General features: G+C 33.1%; 15 protein-coding genes. 9 read left to right on the forward strand and 6 right to left on the reverse strand.

Annotation, left to right across the window (positions count from 1 at the left end; all coding sequences use genetic code 11):
- The first annotated feature begins 27 nt into the window (after positions 1 to 27).
- Complete coding sequence (locus FXX65_RS01665; RefSeq protein WP_147614806.1) at positions 28 to 723, forward strand: response regulator transcription factor; 696 nt, start codon at positions 28 to 30, stop codon at positions 721 to 723.
- Positions 723 to 1,775, forward strand: coding sequence for a sensor histidine kinase (locus FXX65_RS01670; protein WP_147614807.1), 1,053 nt, complete (start codon positions 723 to 725; stop codon positions 1,773 to 1,775). Before FXX65_RS01665 ends, FXX65_RS01670 begins: the two co-directional genes overlap by 1 nt.
- On the opposite strand, the gene hemW is transcribed toward FXX65_RS01670, so the two are convergent.
- Together hemW and lepB are read right to left on the reverse strand one after the other, a co-directional pair.
- The gene (gene hemW / locus FXX65_RS01675) at positions 1,738 to 2,961 is read right to left on the reverse strand and encodes a radical SAM family heme chaperone HemW (protein ID WP_147614808.1); all 1,224 of its coding nucleotides are present in this window, start codon (positions 2,959 to 2,961) and stop codon (positions 1,738 to 1,740) included. The two genes, FXX65_RS01670 and hemW, sit on opposite strands and share 38 nt — an antisense overlap.
- A gap of 8 nt (positions 2,962 to 2,969) precedes the next feature.
- Positions 2,970 to 3,662 (reverse strand): signal peptidase I, encoded by a 693-nt coding sequence (gene lepB / locus FXX65_RS01680; protein ID WP_147614809.1) that lies wholly within the window; start codon positions 3,660 to 3,662, stop codon positions 2,970 to 2,972.
- A 64-nt stretch (positions 3,663 to 3,726) separates the two neighbouring features.
- Here lepB and smpB point away from each other — a divergent pair, with 64 nt between their 5' ends.
- Positions 3,727 to 4,191, forward strand: a complete 465-nt coding sequence (smpB, locus tag FXX65_RS01685; RefSeq protein ID WP_147614810.1) for an SsrA-binding protein SmpB — start codon at positions 3,727 to 3,729, stop codon at positions 4,189 to 4,191.
- Between the two features lie 18 nt (positions 4,192 to 4,209).
- A complete protein-coding gene (locus tag FXX65_RS01690) occupies positions 4,210 to 5,085 on the forward strand; it encodes a TP0183 family DNA metabolism protein (RefSeq protein ID WP_147614811.1) in 876 nt (291 codons plus the stop codon).
- 25 nt (positions 5,086 to 5,110) lie between these two features.
- Here the strand turns inward: FXX65_RS01690 and FXX65_RS01695 are convergent, their stop codons facing one another.
- Both FXX65_RS01695 and FXX65_RS01700 read right to left on the reverse strand, forming a co-directional pair.
- Entirely contained in the window at positions 5,111 to 5,704 is a 594-nt protein-coding gene (locus tag FXX65_RS01695) for an L-threonylcarbamoyladenylate synthase (protein WP_147612412.1), read from the reverse strand.
- Complete coding sequence (locus FXX65_RS01700) at positions 5,685 to 6,179, reverse strand: septum formation initiator family protein (protein WP_147614812.1); 495 nt, start codon at positions 6,177 to 6,179, stop codon at positions 5,685 to 5,687. Before FXX65_RS01700 ends, FXX65_RS01695 begins: the two co-directional genes overlap by 20 nt.
- A 208-nt stretch (positions 6,180 to 6,387) precedes the next feature.
- Here FXX65_RS01700 and FXX65_RS01705 point away from each other — a divergent pair, with 208 nt between their 5' ends.
- Genes FXX65_RS01705 through FXX65_RS01725 form a run of 5 tightly spaced genes read left to right on the forward strand, consistent with a single transcriptional unit; the run spans position 6,388 to position 13,820 of the window.
- Positions 6,388 to 8,826, forward strand: a complete 2,439-nt coding sequence (locus FXX65_RS01705; protein WP_147614813.1) for a midas domain-containing protein — start codon at positions 6,388 to 6,390, stop codon at positions 8,824 to 8,826.
- Positions 8,826 to 9,689: a hypothetical protein gene (locus FXX65_RS01710; RefSeq protein ID WP_147614814.1), complete on the forward strand. Its 864-nt coding sequence runs from the start codon at positions 8,826 to 8,828 to the stop codon at positions 9,687 to 9,689. Before FXX65_RS01705 ends, FXX65_RS01710 begins: the two co-directional genes overlap by 1 nt.
- Positions 9,689 to 11,182: a 6-hydroxymethylpterin diphosphokinase MptE-like protein gene (locus FXX65_RS01715; protein ID WP_187116190.1), complete on the forward strand. Its 1,494-nt coding sequence runs from the start codon at positions 9,689 to 9,691 to the stop codon at positions 11,180 to 11,182. Before FXX65_RS01710 ends, FXX65_RS01715 begins: the two co-directional genes overlap by 1 nt.
- A complete protein-coding gene (locus FXX65_RS01720; RefSeq protein ID WP_147614816.1) occupies positions 11,179 to 12,633 on the forward strand; it encodes a motility associated factor glycosyltransferase family protein in 1,455 nt (484 codons plus the stop codon). Before FXX65_RS01715 ends, FXX65_RS01720 begins: the two co-directional genes overlap by 4 nt.
- A gap of 5 nt (positions 12,634 to 12,638) precedes the next feature.
- Positions 12,639 to 13,820: a nucleotidyl cyclase domain-containing protein gene (locus FXX65_RS01725; RefSeq protein ID WP_147614817.1), complete on the forward strand. Its 1,182-nt coding sequence runs from the start codon at positions 12,639 to 12,641 to the stop codon at positions 13,818 to 13,820.
- A gap of 8 nt (positions 13,821 to 13,828) precedes the next feature.
- Here the strand turns inward: FXX65_RS01725 and FXX65_RS01730 are convergent, their stop codons facing one another.
- Both FXX65_RS01730 and FXX65_RS01735 read right to left on the reverse strand, forming a co-directional pair.
- Positions 13,829 to 14,467 (reverse strand): tetratricopeptide repeat protein, encoded by a 639-nt coding sequence (locus tag FXX65_RS01730; protein WP_187116191.1) that lies wholly within the window; start codon positions 14,465 to 14,467, stop codon positions 13,829 to 13,831.
- Positions 14,445 to 15,482 (reverse strand): uracil phosphoribosyltransferase, encoded by a 1,038-nt coding sequence (locus FXX65_RS01735; RefSeq protein ID WP_147614819.1) that lies wholly within the window; start codon positions 15,480 to 15,482, stop codon positions 14,445 to 14,447. The genes FXX65_RS01730 and FXX65_RS01735 overlap by 23 nt, the downstream gene beginning before the upstream one ends.
- Between the last annotated feature and the right edge of the window lie 11 nt (positions 15,483 to 15,493).

Here is a 15,493-nt window from a genome sequence, read left to right on the forward strand (position 1 = left end):
TTTTATAATATAATAAGGAAATGCAATATGAACTCAAAAATTCTTGTAATCGAAGACATACCAGAAATGGCAGAACTTGTTTCGATGTATCTAACAAAATCAGGAATGCAGGTTGATTCTGTAGGCTCGGCTGAAGACGCGTTTACCTATATCGATCGCCAAATGCCAGATTTGATAATCCTAGATTTAAATTTGCCCGGAATGAGCGGATTTGAATTTCTTACAAAATTCAGAAAAGAATACAATTCTTCGCTTCCTGTTATAATAGTTTCTGCACGCGATGCAGATGAAGACATAATAAATGGGCTTGGTGATGGTGCAGACGAATTTGTTACAAAACCGTATTCACCAAAAGTTTTAGTTGCTAGGGTTGAAGCTATAATACGCAGACAAGCAAAGGTTACTGCTGCTGCGGAGGCCTCTTATGATTTTGGACCTTATACAGTTTTATTAAACAGCTGCGTTCTGAAAAAAGGTCCGGAAAAAATTCCTCTTTCTACAAAAGAGTATGAAGTTTTGGAATTTTTAATCTCGCATGAAGGCGAAACCTTAGGTCCAGAGAGAATATATAACGAAGTTTGGAAAGCGCAATATGGCGATATAACTGCCGTTGCCGTATACGTTCAAAGGCTCAGAAAAAAGATAGAAGATGATCATTCTAATCCAAAATATATAAAAACAGTTTTCGGGATGGGATATAAGTTTGAAAAAGGTAGCAACTGATGAAAATCAAACATCAGTTGAACTTATTCATTCTGCTTGTCGTACTTATTCCAATAATTGCTTTAACTACGATTCCTGTAAATCAGCATATTGCCACAGGTTATAGCATAAGTTCAGAAAAGCTGACTCTATTCACCCTTCTTCTTACAGGGTCGTTAGAGTTGGCTTGCATTCTTTTTACGTTACACATTTCAAGGACAATAACTCGTTCAATCAATTTTTTGCAAAATTCAACTAAAAGGCTTGCAAATAAAGAAATTCGACACTCCATCGAAAGAAGAAAATCTAACCGCGGTGAAAATGAAATAACAGACCTCATACTAAATTTGGAAAAAATGCGACTCGCCCTAAAAGAAGATGATGAAAGAAGAAAAAGATTCATCATGGGAATGAGCCACGACTTGAGAACTCCGATTGCAGTTATAAAAGGTTATCTAGAAGCTGTTGAAGACGGGATTGTAAAGAATCCAGATGATGTTGCAAAATCTATAAAAATTTTAATATCCAAAACAAAACAACTTGAGACTATGATAAACTCTCTTATAAACTTTGTAAAATTGGAAACAAACGATTGGAAAGATAAGTTGACAGTTCAGCCTATTCTGCCTTTACTAAAGGAATTTGAAGAATCATGCATAAACAGCAGTAAAATTTTTAACAGAAATGTCAAAACTGAAATAAATATTTCTGAAAACAGCAATGTTCTTTACAACAAAGAACTCGTAATTAGAGCACTGGAAAATCTTTATTCAAATGCACAGCGTTACACAAAAGAAAATGGAAATATCACGATAAAAGCCGTTGAAGATGAAAATTTTATAACTGTTTCAATAGAAGATTCTGGAATTGGAATTGAGGATAAAGACATTCAATTTATATTTGACATCTTCTACAGAGCATCAAACAGCCGTGAAGAAGAAGGACATGGAATTGGGCTTTCTGTCGTAAAAAACATCTTAGAAACCCATAATTGGAAAATCGATGTAAAATCTCAAATTGGTATAGGAACTGTATTTACAATATTGATTCCAAAAATCTGTTCAAAAGCATAAGCCCTTTCTTATTCAAAGCATAAAATGTGTCATCTTCTGTTTTAAAAACAGAAGCAAGCTTTCGCTCTTTCCATTCAAAAAAAACTCCGTTTTCAACTCCTATCTTTTCTTCAAGGTTAAGTCCAAATCGCTTAAAGAATTTTTGAGAACTCACGCCCTTTTTCATTCTAAAACCCATCATAAGATATTCAAAAATTTCGTCGTTTTTGGAGATTTTTTCTACATTTCTTACGCTTTCAATTTTTTGCTCGATTTCCTGCAAGTTTTTTTTCTCCGCGTCTAAATTTTGACTGCTTTGAAAATTTTTCCAGAAATCTTCATATTTTTTTATATTCAAAGTGTTTGTCCAGCGCACGCCTTCAAAATATAAGCTTCCAGTTGCACCGCTTCCAACACCAATGTAATTTTCAAGGTTCCAGTAAACGCTGTTGTGCAGGCTTTCAAAACCGGGCTTTGCAAAATTACTTACTTCGTATTGATAAAATCCTTTTTTTTCAAGCAAATTTCGCCCTAAAATCCACATTCGGTCGGCTTTTTCTTGGCTCCATTTTATTTTTCCGTCCGTAATTTTTTTATAAAGAGGAGTTTTTTCTTCAACGGTCAAGGTATATAAGGAGATGTGATCTACAGGATATTCAAAAATTTTATCAAACTGCGCTCCAAAGGACTTATATGTCTGACCTGGAAGCCCTGCGATAAAATCAACAGAAAGTCTATTTTTCCAATTCGCCTTTAAAATTTCTAAAGCATGCAAAACAGTTTTTACATCGCTCTTTCTGTTTATAAGAGTCAAACTCTTATCGTCCAAGGCTTGAATTCCCATCGAAATTCTTGTAACGCCAGCCCTTTTTGAATTTTCTAAAAGCTCTGCACAAACATCTTCTGGGTTTACTTCCAAAGTTATTTCTTTTACTTTTTTATCTTTAAAAAGATTTTTTAAGGACGAGATAAGAGTGTAAACCAGTTCACCTTTTAAAATGCTTGGGGTTCCGCCTCCGATGTAGATTGTAGACCAAGCGGTAATTGAATATTTTTTTACATAAAAGACGACTTCATTTAAAACACAATCAATATAGGTGGAGTCTGGCTTTGCAAGATTTTTTTTTGAATTGTTAATGCTAAAAAAATCACAATAATCGCACTTTTGCGTGCAAAACGGAATGTGAACATAAAGGGAATATTCCATTTTTTTATCTAAAAAAATCTCAATTTATCAAATGGAAAATATACAAAAAGCGCTCGCCCTTCAAAAGAATCTGCCTTCATCTTGCCCCAAATTCTGCAATCCAATGCTTCCAAACGGTTGTCGCCTAAAAGAAAATACTCGCCTTCATTTAAAGTTAGAACTTCGGTATTGCCAACAGCGCCAAGACTTTTATCGATTCCTAAAGTTGTGTTTGGAAAAGTCAAATTGTATTTTACCTTTGTAAGTTCAAATTCTGTTAAAAACTGATTTTGCGCCAACGGCTTTACGTAGACAAGATAATCTTTTATGTAGATTGTATCGCCAGGAATTCCCACAACCCTTCTTAAATACGGCTTTATTCCATTTTTATCGGAAAAAGGAGAGATTCTTCCAGCGGTGAAAAACCTTACTATAAAATCAACAATTTTTTGAAATGGAGTATATTCTTCATCGAGATTGCTTTTTACAAGCATGATTTGTCCGCGACTTGGCTTTTTCAAAAACGGGGCAATCAAGACAACGCTCTTTTCAGAAAGTTCTGGAAGCATAGAATCCGATTGAGATTTTACAGGATAAAAGAGAAAGGCGATTATCAAATTTACTGCCATAAAACAGGAAAAAAATGAGACGAGCGAAACAAAGATGTTTCTGTAAAGTTTTCGCCTCATCCTGTATGAAATCGAATATATGTCGCGAAACATTGTAAAACCATACCTTTTTTTTTGCGTAGTTGCAAGGTAAACCTAATCACAATATAATCGGCTTATGTCAGAAAGTGTAAAGATGATAGCACAAAACAAAAAGGCGAGATTTGATTATTTTGTCGAAGAATCTTATGAATGCGGAATTGTTTTAGAAGGAACAGAAGTAAAGTCCGTAAAGGCAGGAAACATCTCGTTTAACGATTCTTTTGCGGAGATAATAAATGGAGAACTTTGGGTGCGCAATTTTCACATTTCTGAATATAAGTATTCATCAATTTTTAATCACAACCCAGACAGAGTCAAAAAACTTTTGGTTCACAAAGAAGAATTAAAAAGGATTAAAAGAAAAGTTGATGAAAAAGGATACACATTGATTCCTCTCGATTTTTATCTTAAAAATGGGCGTGTAAAAATAAATTTAGGCATCTGCAAAGGAAAAAAACAGTTTGACAAGCGCGCTTCTATAAAAGAAAGAGATATAAATAGAGAATTGAGCCGAGAATTTAAAAAATCTATCCTCTCGTAAAATGCGGAGAATTTTTATTTGAAAGGATTTTTAAAAGCCAAAATAGCCTTATTTTTCATAATCGAAGCTACTCTCCAGTTGAACGCACAAAAACTTCAGGTTGATTACTACGGAGTTGTTTCTTCCAGTCAAGATACAAATATGCTAAAGATGGCTCAAGATTTATTTTTTACTCAACTCAATTCTATCGATGGGCTTTCTGTCTCTGACAAGAGACCTGACCTTGCAAAAATTTTAACGTCCCCTCCAGAAATAACTCTAAATCAACCTTCTAAAATAGTTTTTTATGCCGAAATAAATTCTCAAAAAACCGAAACTCAAAACATAAACTGGCATTGCGATTTTTACGCAAAAACTTCTGATAAAGCAAAAATTCTAAAAGAATCAAGATTTTACGATTCATATTACAAAATGCTCACAGGCGCAAAAGAAAGCCTCGAAGAACTTTTTTCGCCACTAAAAAACAATATCAACTTTCCAGAAAAAAATGATATCCCCCTTACAAAAACAGAAAATTCAGCAGATGAACCTTTTAGTGTAGAAAGCCTTTCTGGAACTTGGAGCGGCGAGCCTTTTTCCGACAAAATAGTTATTCTGCGTGGTGGACGGGGATTTATAATCTTAAAGAATGGAGCGACTATGAATATTTTAGTAAAAGCAAAAAGCCGCTCAGAAATAACTATAACTCAAACTGGAAAACCAAACGCATCGTTTTATCCTAGCCTGCCAAGAGATATTGCTCTACAAGTTGCTCAAACTGCAAATCCAATCGAATGGAATTTTTCAATGGCTTCTAAAGACACGCTTTCTGGAACAAAAAATACAATTATAGAATCCGCTCAATCACAAAAAGCAGAACCTGGAATCGAAAATATTACTTGGACAAAAAAATAAAAATTAAGCTTAGCGATTTGGAAATTTACAACGCAAAACTTACGTCCAAACAACCCTGCCTAACCAATTTTACGCTTCCGTCTTCGCCAATAGAAACGATTGTTGAAGGTCTATTTTCCGTCTTGTCTCCGTCTTCAACGATTAAATCAACATCTTTTCCGAATTCTTCTTTAATTTGAAGTATATTACCCAAAATTGGCTTACCGCTTTTATTGACGCTTGTAGAATAGATTGGTGCACCACATTCGCCTATAACTTTTCTAAGCCACTCATCTCCAGGGCAACGGAACGCTGTGGTAGCAAAATTTCCGTCTTTTGCAAAAGTGTGAACGATTATTGTAAGAGGCCCTGGCCAAAGTTTTAAAAGTTCATCAGGAACAACATCCCTTGTGTATTTTTTTAAATCTTCGATTTTTGCAAGCAGCTGGATAAAATGCTTGCTTTCTTCCCTGCCCTTTATCTCTTGAATTTTTTTATCTGTATGATATGAATAATGCCTTCCGTCTACAATTCCCGAAAAACCATATACGGTTTCAGTCGGCAAAATAACAACCTTTCCATGCCTTATGTAATCGGCAGCAATCAAGCAAGATTCTTTATCAGATTTGCGGCAAATCATAGACAGGAATACCCTCCAAATAAACTGGATTTTTTTTCTTCAGGAAAAGTCCCGCTTTTATATCCTTAGTCAAAAAATAAAGATAAACAGCTAAAAACGCAAGCATTCCCAAAATTTTACTGACCCATTCAGGCATATATTCACTTTCCAGTGCCTTTAAGGGTACACCTGCATCATACATCGTTTTTGAATCAAAAGAAAGACCATTTATCTTTACAAGCTTGTCGCCTTCAGAAACAAAGCCTAGTTTTTTTGCAAGTCCTGCTATAACATCAGGATCCTTTTCCAAAGCCGTCTTTTCAAGGATTAGAGAATCGTTTATCTTTTGAATAGATTCGGTGTGTGCATTTAAAATTCTCTTTTGTTCACGTTGCTGCCTCTGTACAAAAAGCCCGTCGCATCCCCAAAAAAAAGAAAAGAGTACATATACAAAGGTTCCTACAGCAGCTGCATATAAAAAACCGAATTTTTTCATGATAGATTGATTATCGGCAATTTTTTTGATTTTGGTTAGTATTTATGAGCTAAAAATGATGCCAGTTTTTTTTCCTTTTTTACTCAATAGACTTTGAAAGTCTGTAGTGTTATAATTGTTATATATTGCGAGTTTTTTCTTTTTTATGAAGAAATTGCAATTCTATGCCGATATTTAAGACGATAACTATAGATAAGAAGGGGACCTTATGAGCGATTTAAAAAACATGGACGAACTTGACAGTTACGGCGTTTGGGTCAAGACACCGCCTAAAACTGTAATTTCCTCCGAAGAAAATAAAAACGACGATTCATTTAATCTTGATACAGATTTACCTGATTTTTCATCCCTAGACATTGTAGATGAAAATCAATTTTCAGATTATGAAAGTGAGAACTCCTCTTTATCGCAAACAGAATTATCAGCAATAGAAAATATGACCTTTGATGCAGAAAAAAACTCTGCTACAGAAGATGAAAAAACTTCTGAAACTGGCGAACAAGAAATTTCTCTCGATGAATTTATCGAAGGAGGAATATTTGAAACAGGTCCAGACGAGAACAAGATAAAAGAAAAAGAAGAAGCTAATGCTCTATCAAATGAGCAACCTGTTCAAAACAAAAAAATCCAGCAAGAAAAAGCTCCAGAAGAAGATATTGCAGTTTCCTTAGATGCTCAAGAAGATCCTGTTGAACAAACTGTGCAAACTTCTCAAACCTCACAATCTTCACAACCCGACTCTGACGATGATATTTTTGATATTGATTTTTCTTTTGACGATGATTCAACAACCGCAACATCGCCTATCCAAGAAGAAAATAAATCTATCATGGCAGGAACTGAAGAAGTCAATTTAAGCGAATTTGACATTGACGATTCAAATTCGAGCGATTCTTCTCAAGAAAATTCAAAATCTTCTGTTTTAGAAAATACAGAAGAGGTCAATTTAAGTGAATTTGGATTTGATGATACTTCAGAAAATAATTCCACTGAAAAAGTAGAAAATAAAGTTGAACTTTATCCTCTAGAAAGCTCAACGCAAGAGAATGCTACGATACAAGATGAACAAAAAGAAGAAGATATTCTTTTAAAAGATGAAAATGAAGATTTTAGTGTTATTGCAGACGAAGACAAAACACAAGAGGATGAAGTTTCTAATGATTTTTCTAACGCAGATTTTAAGACAGCAGGAGAAGATGACTTTGATGTTCAATCTATTCTTGACAATGTGGAAGACGAAAATGCAGAGGCTTTAAACACTGAAAATCAAGAAAATGCCCTTGTAAAAACGATCGATGAAATTCCTGTTGAAAACGAAACTTCACAAGTCGAAAGCGAAAATATCACGGATTTTAATGATGAAATCGACACGATTGCAGATTCCGATGTGGAAGACGATGAAGAAATTCCTGACACTTTTGACGAAGAAACTTCTTCTTTCTTAGATGATGATGAAATTCTTGACGAAGATATGCAAGATTTTTCAGAAAACGAAGACTCAACAGGCAACGGCGAAGCTGAAAAGGACGACCAGATTACTCAAAATTTTGCTGATTCCATAAAAGCTCCAATTTTGGATGAAGATGATATGGGAGAACAAAAACCTTCTGAACAGATGAATGCTATGTTCAGCCAGATTGTAGGAGAACTTTCAGCTTTAAAAGATGATATTGCGTCTCTAAAAAAAGAATTTGAAGATTTAAAAACCGCAAAAGATGCTGCAAAAATCATAGAAGACGATGGCTCGCAAAATGACGAAGGATTTTTTGATTTAACAGATGAAGATGACACGATTGCTCTTTCTACAGATGAACTCGACAACATCTTAAACAGTGCGGATATAACACAGGCAAATCCTGCTCAAGATTCTCAAAAGAACGAAAGTGTTGAAGTTGAACAAAATCAAGAAATAGTACTTGATGAAGACTCAAAACAAGATGATAAAGCGGAACATACTCTGCTTGATGAAGATGAAACTCAAGAGAACAAAAAAGAAGAACAGCTAAGCGAAAACTCCCCTGAGTTTGCTCAAGACAGCTTGAACGAAAACGAGGAATTGGAAGAAAAATCTCAAGAAGAAAACGAAACTGAACTTTCTAAAGAAAACATCTTAGGAAATGTTGACAGCGAAATTGAAATTCCAGAGGATGATTTTTATGAGGAAAGCGGTCTTTCAATGGATTTTTCAACTTTAGAAGAAGATATAGATGACTCTTCGCTTGAAAATATTGATTATACCGAAACTCAAGATTCTCAGCTTCCACAAGAGATAAGCATTCCAAAACCAGAAGATATTTTAGTTGATTCAAGTTCAACAGATTTTATGAATGAAAGCGAAATAAGCAACCTAACATCTTCTGAGGAAACTCAAAAAGAATTAGATCCATTTGAAGAATTGACAAAAGAAGATCCTCCTATTACAGAGAGTTTGACAGAAGAAAAAATTGACTATCTTTCTGAAGAACCATTGCCAGAAGAATTGGCAAAAGATGCTGTTTCCGGTGATTTAAAAGAAGAGATAAAATCAGTTCTTTCTTATATGGATCAACTTTTAGAAAATCTTCCTGAAGAAAAAATTGCGGAATTTGCTAAATCAGAGCAATTCAACACTTACAAAAAACTTTTTAAGGAATTGGGATTGTCATAATGGGGCTTTTTAGTCACATAGAAAATCAAAAACGCTCCACAGGACTTTTGGCTCGTGTTGCAAAACTTGAATCAAAAAATCAAGATGAAAATTTAAAAATCGATTTTTATTCGCTCTCAGATTTGCTAAGTATAAAAAAGTATGGCATTTTTTCGCGAATATCGGATTTTTTTGTAATGAGCGATTCTTGTGGATTTGATTTGGAAACAATTTCCTATTCCCTTTCTACAAAAGATTTTTGGAATGGCTTTAATTTTGAAGATGAAGTTTGTAAGATTTTTTTTGATGAGAAAAAAAACCCTTTTTTGCAACTTTTTTCTCCTAAAGAAAGGCTCAATATTGATTCCATTTGCATTTTTCCTTTTGATTTTTCTGGCGAGCGAGCATACTTTTTAGTTGCAGATGAAGATTGTTCAAATAAAGATTTTGCAATTTTAAAAAGCCTTGTTCCAGTTTCTCTTTTGGAATCCAATTTTGAAAACGATTATTTTGAAAAAGGTCTTAATCTCTGCCCTGCACAACTTTTTATTGGAACCTCGAAACTTTCTTTGCAAAATGAATTTTACGATAAAGATGAAAAAATTTCTAAAATAATGAAATTTACCGCTTTTAAGCAAATCTATTTCTATTTAAAAAAACTTTTTCCACCTCCAAATGCTTGTTTTTTTGACGAAAGCGGAGAATTCAAAATTGCGATTTTTTCAAAAGAAGAGATTAAGATAAAAATCTTGGAAATACTGATAAATGATTATTTAAAATCTTTTTTTAACAAAACATCACTTTCAAATATGATTTTAATAAAAGCAGGCACCTGTAACGATAAAAAAGGACTTACAGACTTTTTGACACAGGGAAAATTTTAGTGACAACTTCAAAAACTGCAATAAATTTTGCTCTTGCAAAAAATGGCGAAAAAACTTGCACATTGGATGGCATTTATTTTCATTCATCTTATTCGCCTTCAAAAGAAGCACAAAAATTTGTTGAAAGCGTGAATTTTAATTTTATTCCGTCCTGCATTTTAATCATTGAACCTGGACTTTCTTACTGCGAGCAATTTTTAAGGAACAAATTCCCAAACGCAAAGTTATATGCAATAAGAATTTTTAAAGATTTTTATAAAGCAGACAACCTTTGGGATGAAGTGTTTTATTTTTTTGAAACAGAAAATTTTGCTCAAAAACTTTATTCAGCACTTTCTGAAGAAGCCTTGCTTTCAGCAGGAATCTTAAACCTTCCTAGTTGCAATTCTGCAATACCAGATTTAACTCAAAGAGTGTGGTCAGAAATAAAAAAAGCAATTTTAATTTCAAACAACGTCCTTCTTACCCGCTCCTATTTTTCAAAGAAATGGTTTTTAAATTCTCTTAATTTTTTTTCTCTTCTAAAAAAAGTTTACATTCCAAAAAGATTTTCAAAGGACATAATAGTTACCGCTTCTGGCTCTAGTCTTGAATCTTCACTAAAAAATATAAAGTCTTTTAGAAGCGAGTTTTTTATTTTGGCATTGTCATCTTCGCTTCCTGTACTTTTAAAAAGAGAAATAATTCCTGACATGGTCTTGAGTACGGACGGAGGTTTTTGGGCAAAAAAACATCTTGAATTCAATTCAAAAACACAAAAATTGCTTCAATCAACGATTTTTGCTTTTTGCGATGAAAGTGCTTTTCCAAAAAAAATATTAAAAAATAATAAGATTATTCCACTCTGCTATGAAAAATCTCTTGGAGAAGTTTTTTTTAAGGAATTTGAGATTCCCTTTATTTATGCGCTCAGAAACGGAACTGTAAGCGGAACGGCGGCGGCTCTTGCACTCGCTCTTACAAGTGCAAATGTATATTTTTGTGGCTTAGACCTTGCCCCAAATCCGAGTTTTCAACATGCAAGGCCAAATGTTTTTGAAATACGAGATGAAAATTTTGACAGAAGGCTTTTTACTAAGGAAACAAGGCTTGCTTCTTTAAGATTCAATTCAACTCCTTCACTTGAAATTTATGCAAATTGGTTTAAATCTCAAAACGAAAATTTTTATAAAAGGATTTTTCGGCTTTCTTCAAATTGGAAATATTCTAACAACCTTTTTCCACTAAAGGATTTGGATTGGAAGAACATAAGATTTTGCAAAAATCACGATAAAATTCTTTTTGATGAAAAAAAAGTTGTTGTTTCAAAAAATCAACTTTTAAAAATCGCAGAAAAAATCATTTTGGATAAAAAAAACATTGGAGAGTTATTTCCGAAAGAAAATTTAATTTTAGCGCGTTCAAAAGATGAAGATGAAGGAAAAAAAATCGAGGAAGAAATTAACTTAAAAAAACTTGCTCTTATTGAAAAAATAAAAAGGCGATTTTTATGAAAAGCTTTTATACAAAAATTGAAAATTCGAAAACAGGACTAAAAATCCCTTTTATTCAAGAACATTCCCTTTGTTCAAAATACGATCCAGAAAAAGAAGCAAAAATTTTTGCAGAACAATTTTCAAAAGAAACCAGATTTTTTGTAATTGTAGGTCTTGCAGGTGGCTATCACATAAAAAAATTGTTGAACGACAATAAAAACAGAAAGATAATCGTAATCGAAAATCTAAACGAAGATTTTGATTTTCTTTGTGAAATCGACTGCTGCAAAGAACTTTCTAAAGATAAAAGAGTCGTTTTTTCAACTCCAGAAAAACTTTTTCGAACAATAATAGACAACTATCTTCCTTCTTTTTACGGTTCTCTTAATTTTGCAATTTTGCGTTCATGGGAAAATATCTTCCCTAAAAATTGTGATTTTATAAAGCAGATAATAAAACAGGCTCTCGATGCAGTTCAGGCAGATTTTTCTGTTCAAAGTCATTTCGGAAAAATCTGGCAAAAAAACATAATGGAAAATTTACAACTTTCTCCTTCTGTAAATAATTTTGAAAAAAATCTTTCTTTTATAAAGGAGCAAAAAACAAGAAACGCATTGATAGTTGCGGCAGGTCCTTCGTTAGACGAAAATATAAAATCATTAAAAAACAAAAAAGATTTTTACTGCATAATCTCGACGGATACAGCTCTTCCTGTTCTTTTAAAAAATTCTATAATTCCGCAGGCAGTGGTAACTATTGACGCACAGATGATATCGCATTGCCATTTTTTAGAAGATTTAGGTAATTGCCAAGATACAGTTTTCTTTTGCGACCTTTGTTCTAACTCCGCAATCGCAAAAAAACTATTAAAACTCCACAAAAAAATCGTATTTTTTTCTTCTGGCCATCCACTTTCTGCTTTTGCTTCTAACTTCTGCGGAAATAACTTTATAAAATTAAACTCTGGAAGCGGAACTGTAACGATTGCCTGTGCAGATTTGGCATTTACTTGTGGATTTTTAGAAGTCGAATTTTTTGGCGCAGATTTTTCATATTTAAACGGAAAACCTTATGCACGAGGCACATATCTCGATATTTTATATCAAAAAAATCAGAATCGCATTTTTAATTGTGAAACAAAATTTGTTGAATTGATGTTCAGAGGCAAATTAAAAAAGATAAAACAAGGCGTATACACAAATTCAGTTTTAGAAAGTTATAAAGCTTCTCTGGATTTTTTTATCGCTTCCAAAAAAAATGAATTTTTGGGAAATCTTACCAATTTTGATTTTTTATCGTTTAAAAAAGAATTTAAAAAGCAACTTTTGCTTTTACCAGCTGATTTTATCGACAGTTTAGATAATCCATATTTTTTAACACTTCTTCCGTTAATGGCCTTCTACGAGAAAAAACATTCCATAACCGAAAGTTATAAACTTGCACGCAATACCGCCTTACGATATACTTAAAAATCATGACCAAAAAGACATTCAACTTGATTTCAATCTTTATAGTAGCAATTTTTTTACTAGCGCTATCGTATTTTGTTAGTGGAATTTTAATTGAAAAATTAAAGGGTGAAGAACGAGCAGATTCAATTTTTCAAAATCTTGCCCAAAATACACAGATGGCTTGTTCTAAATATGCGTTAAGTTCAAACGAATTTTCTAATCTTTTTATAAAATCTATTGGAAATTTAAAAAATTATGAAAAAATCACTCTAAAATTAGATGACGAAATTTTATTTTCTTATCCAAAAAATGTTGAAAATTCAAAAGCAAAAAATATAAAAAACTATTCGGCGAAGATAAAAACAAATCAAAACAATATCGTAGAACTCGATGTTTCAATCTTCAAGTTAAATCCCAATCTTGTATTTAATTATGCAAAAAATTCGTTTTTTATAATTTTGATAGGCACTTTAATTTCTTTTGCATTTTTAATCTTTGCAAAAACAGATAGAACCGAAGTCGAGATTTCGATTGCAGATGAAAATTCAAAAAAAATTGAAATTAACTCCCATGACGAACAACAAGAGCCTTTTTTGACAGAAGAAGAAAAAAAAGTTTTATTTGAAGATGAGGAAGATAAAAAGGAAAATATACAGACTCAAAATCTGCAACTTAAAGAAGAATTTATAGAAGATAAAAAAATAGAGAATAAAATAACAATTAAAAGAGAAGAAAGCCTCTTGGCAAATCTTGAAGAAGCGTTGATTGAATCAGTTGCTAAAGATGAAGATTTTTCTGTTTTAATCGTTAGAAGTGAATTTTTTAAGAAAGATGAAAATTTTTTAGAAGATGAAAACCTCGAAATTTTGAACTGCTTTGATGGAGCTTTAAATTTGAATTGTTCTGTTTATGAATACGGCTCGTTCGGTTATGCGATTTTTATAAAAAATTCAAATCTAGACCAAAGTGTTGCACTTTCAGAAAAACTGCTAGAAAAAATAAACAATTTAATTGCAAAAACTAACAAATCAGTTCCTGTTACGATGGGAATTTCTGCAAGGGCAGGAAGAACTTTGAGTGGCGAAAGGATATTAAAAGAAGCGAGCGAGGCAGAAAAGCATGCTCAAAATGAGCCTTCTTCTCCAATAATCGCGTTTAGGATAAATCCTGAAAAATATAAAAATTTTATCTTAAACAACAATTAAGAAAACGTTTACTTGCTTTTCTCTTCTTTTTCTGTTTTAACTTCTTTTGTTTCTGTTGGATTATCGAGTGCTTCGTTAATCTTATCCGAAATATTTTTTAGGTTTTCGTTATTTGGAAACTTCTCGGCGAGTATATAAAATTGAACTTCTGCGTCCTCTGTTCGACCGATGTAGAGCAAGAGCGTTATGTAATTTTCTAAAACAGAAGAATCATTTGGATATTTTTGGCTCAAATCCTTGTACATCAAAATTGACTCGTCTATCTTTCCAGACATACCTTTTATATATGCAAGCGAAAGAGCAAGATCTTTATTATCTGGATCTAATTTTATTAAATCTTCATAGCAAGAAAGCGCTTTTTCATAATCCCTTGCAAGTGCATACGCTCGTGCCATCTTATAATACGCACTCAAACGCAACGACTTATTTTTCATCGCAAGAGAATAATATTGGGCTGCCTTATCGTATTTTTTTAAATCCATATAGCCTTCTGCAATCGCAAAATATTCAGAAGCTATATTCTTTGCGATAATTTGAGTTTCGCCAGGAACCTTAAAAGCGTTGCTTGTCTGGCATGAATATAAAAAAAGAGAAAAGAGAATAGAATATAAAATCGATTTTATTTTATTCGAGTACGGTTTCTTCAATTTTTGCCAACTGATTTCTATATAATTCTGAAATATTTGAACCATAGTCTGCAATTAGGCGAATTATGTTTCTTGGTTTTTCTTTTTTGTCGCAACCGTTAAGCCTGTCGCCTGCATCACCTAAGCCGGGCATTATATATGCCTTTTCGTTTAACACAGGATCGAGCCAAAGCGTGTAACAGGTACAATTTTCCAATGCTCTTGTAACGCGTAAACTTCCTTTTAGTGCTGAAATTACGTTAAAGAATTTTATAGATTTAGGGCGAACTCCATTTTGTAAAAGATATTTTACAACTGTAACTAGCGAACCACCTGTAGCGTTCATAGGATCTGCAAAAATTAAATCCTTCCCATCTAAATCTTCGAGGTTAAAAAAAGACTTTTTTAAATCGAGAACGTATTCCATATCGTCTTCGTTTTTTGAATCATCACGATTGATTTTAAAAAGTGCAAAAGGAGTTACATATTTGTGGCTTGAATACTCTTCAACTTCTTTTGACATTATTATGCTTGGCAAAAGAGCACCGCGGAGCATAACGCACATAACTGAATTTTCTATCTGGTTGTCTATATCAGGAATTTTATGAACTGCATAATTTTGCACGGGATTATTAACTGGAGTTTTTACAACGATATGCCCCTTGTTGCTTTCAAAATGATCTGTAAAAGCGAGGCGAAAAAGCATTTCGTATGCACGCTGAACATAATATATAAACTCCTGATGGCCTGTGTTTACATCGCGCAATTTTGAAATAACCCTACTCGCTTCAGCATGGCTCCCTGCATCTGTCTCAAAAGAAAAAACTTTTATCCTTTCATGTTCACGGCAGATTCTCTGCAATTCGTGTCCCATCTTATCGAAATTTTCCACAACACTCTTTTTGTCGAGCGGCTCAAAAGAGTTTATAGTTTTTTCATACATGCTTTCCAAAAGTTTTATGTCTTTAAAATCCTGCTCTTTTAGATAACCGTCCATGTCTTCGGCTTTTAGGATGATTTTTTCACTGCTTTTCATTTTTTATACTC

It is taken from the genome of Treponema pectinovorum (genome assembly GCF_900497595.1).
Taxonomy (GTDB): Bacteria; Spirochaetota; Spirochaetia; order Treponematales; family Treponemataceae; genus Treponema_D; species Treponema_D pectinovorum.

Coding starts and splice junctions, on each gene's coding strand:
- FXX65_RS01665 (WP_147614806.1), top strand. CDS start 28: ATGAACTCAAAAATTCTTGTAATCGAAGACATACCAGAAATGGCAGAA.
- FXX65_RS01670 (WP_147614807.1), top strand. CDS start 723: ATGAAAATCAAACATCAGTTGAACTTATTCATTCTGCTTGTCGTACTT.
- hemW (WP_147614808.1), bottom strand. CDS start 2,961: ATGGAATATTCCCTTTATGTTCACATTCCGTTTTGCACGCAAAAGTGC.
- lepB (WP_147614809.1), bottom strand. CDS start 3,662: ATGTTTCGCGACATATATTCGATTTCATACAGGATGAGGCGAAAACTT.
- smpB (WP_147614810.1), top strand. CDS start 3,727: ATGTCAGAAAGTGTAAAGATGATAGCACAAAACAAAAAGGCGAGATTT.
- FXX65_RS01695 (WP_147612412.1), bottom strand. CDS start 5,704: ATGATTTGCCGCAAATCTGATAAAGAATCTTGCTTGATTGCTGCCGAT.
- FXX65_RS01700 (WP_147614812.1), bottom strand. CDS start 6,179: ATGAAAAAATTCGGTTTTTTATATGCAGCTGCTGTAGGAACCTTTGTA.
- FXX65_RS01705 (WP_147614813.1), top strand. CDS start 6,388: ATGAGCGATTTAAAAAACATGGACGAACTTGACAGTTACGGCGTTTGG.
- FXX65_RS01710 (WP_147614814.1), top strand. CDS start 8,826: ATGGGGCTTTTTAGTCACATAGAAAATCAAAAACGCTCCACAGGACTT.
- FXX65_RS01720 (WP_147614816.1), top strand. CDS start 11,179: ATGAAAAGCTTTTATACAAAAATTGAAAATTCGAAAACAGGACTAAAA.
- FXX65_RS01725 (WP_147614817.1), top strand. CDS start 12,639: ATGACCAAAAAGACATTCAACTTGATTTCAATCTTTATAGTAGCAATT.
- FXX65_RS01735 (WP_147614819.1), bottom strand. CDS start 15,482: ATGAAAAGCAGTGAAAAAATCATCCTAAAAGCCGAAGACATGGACGGT.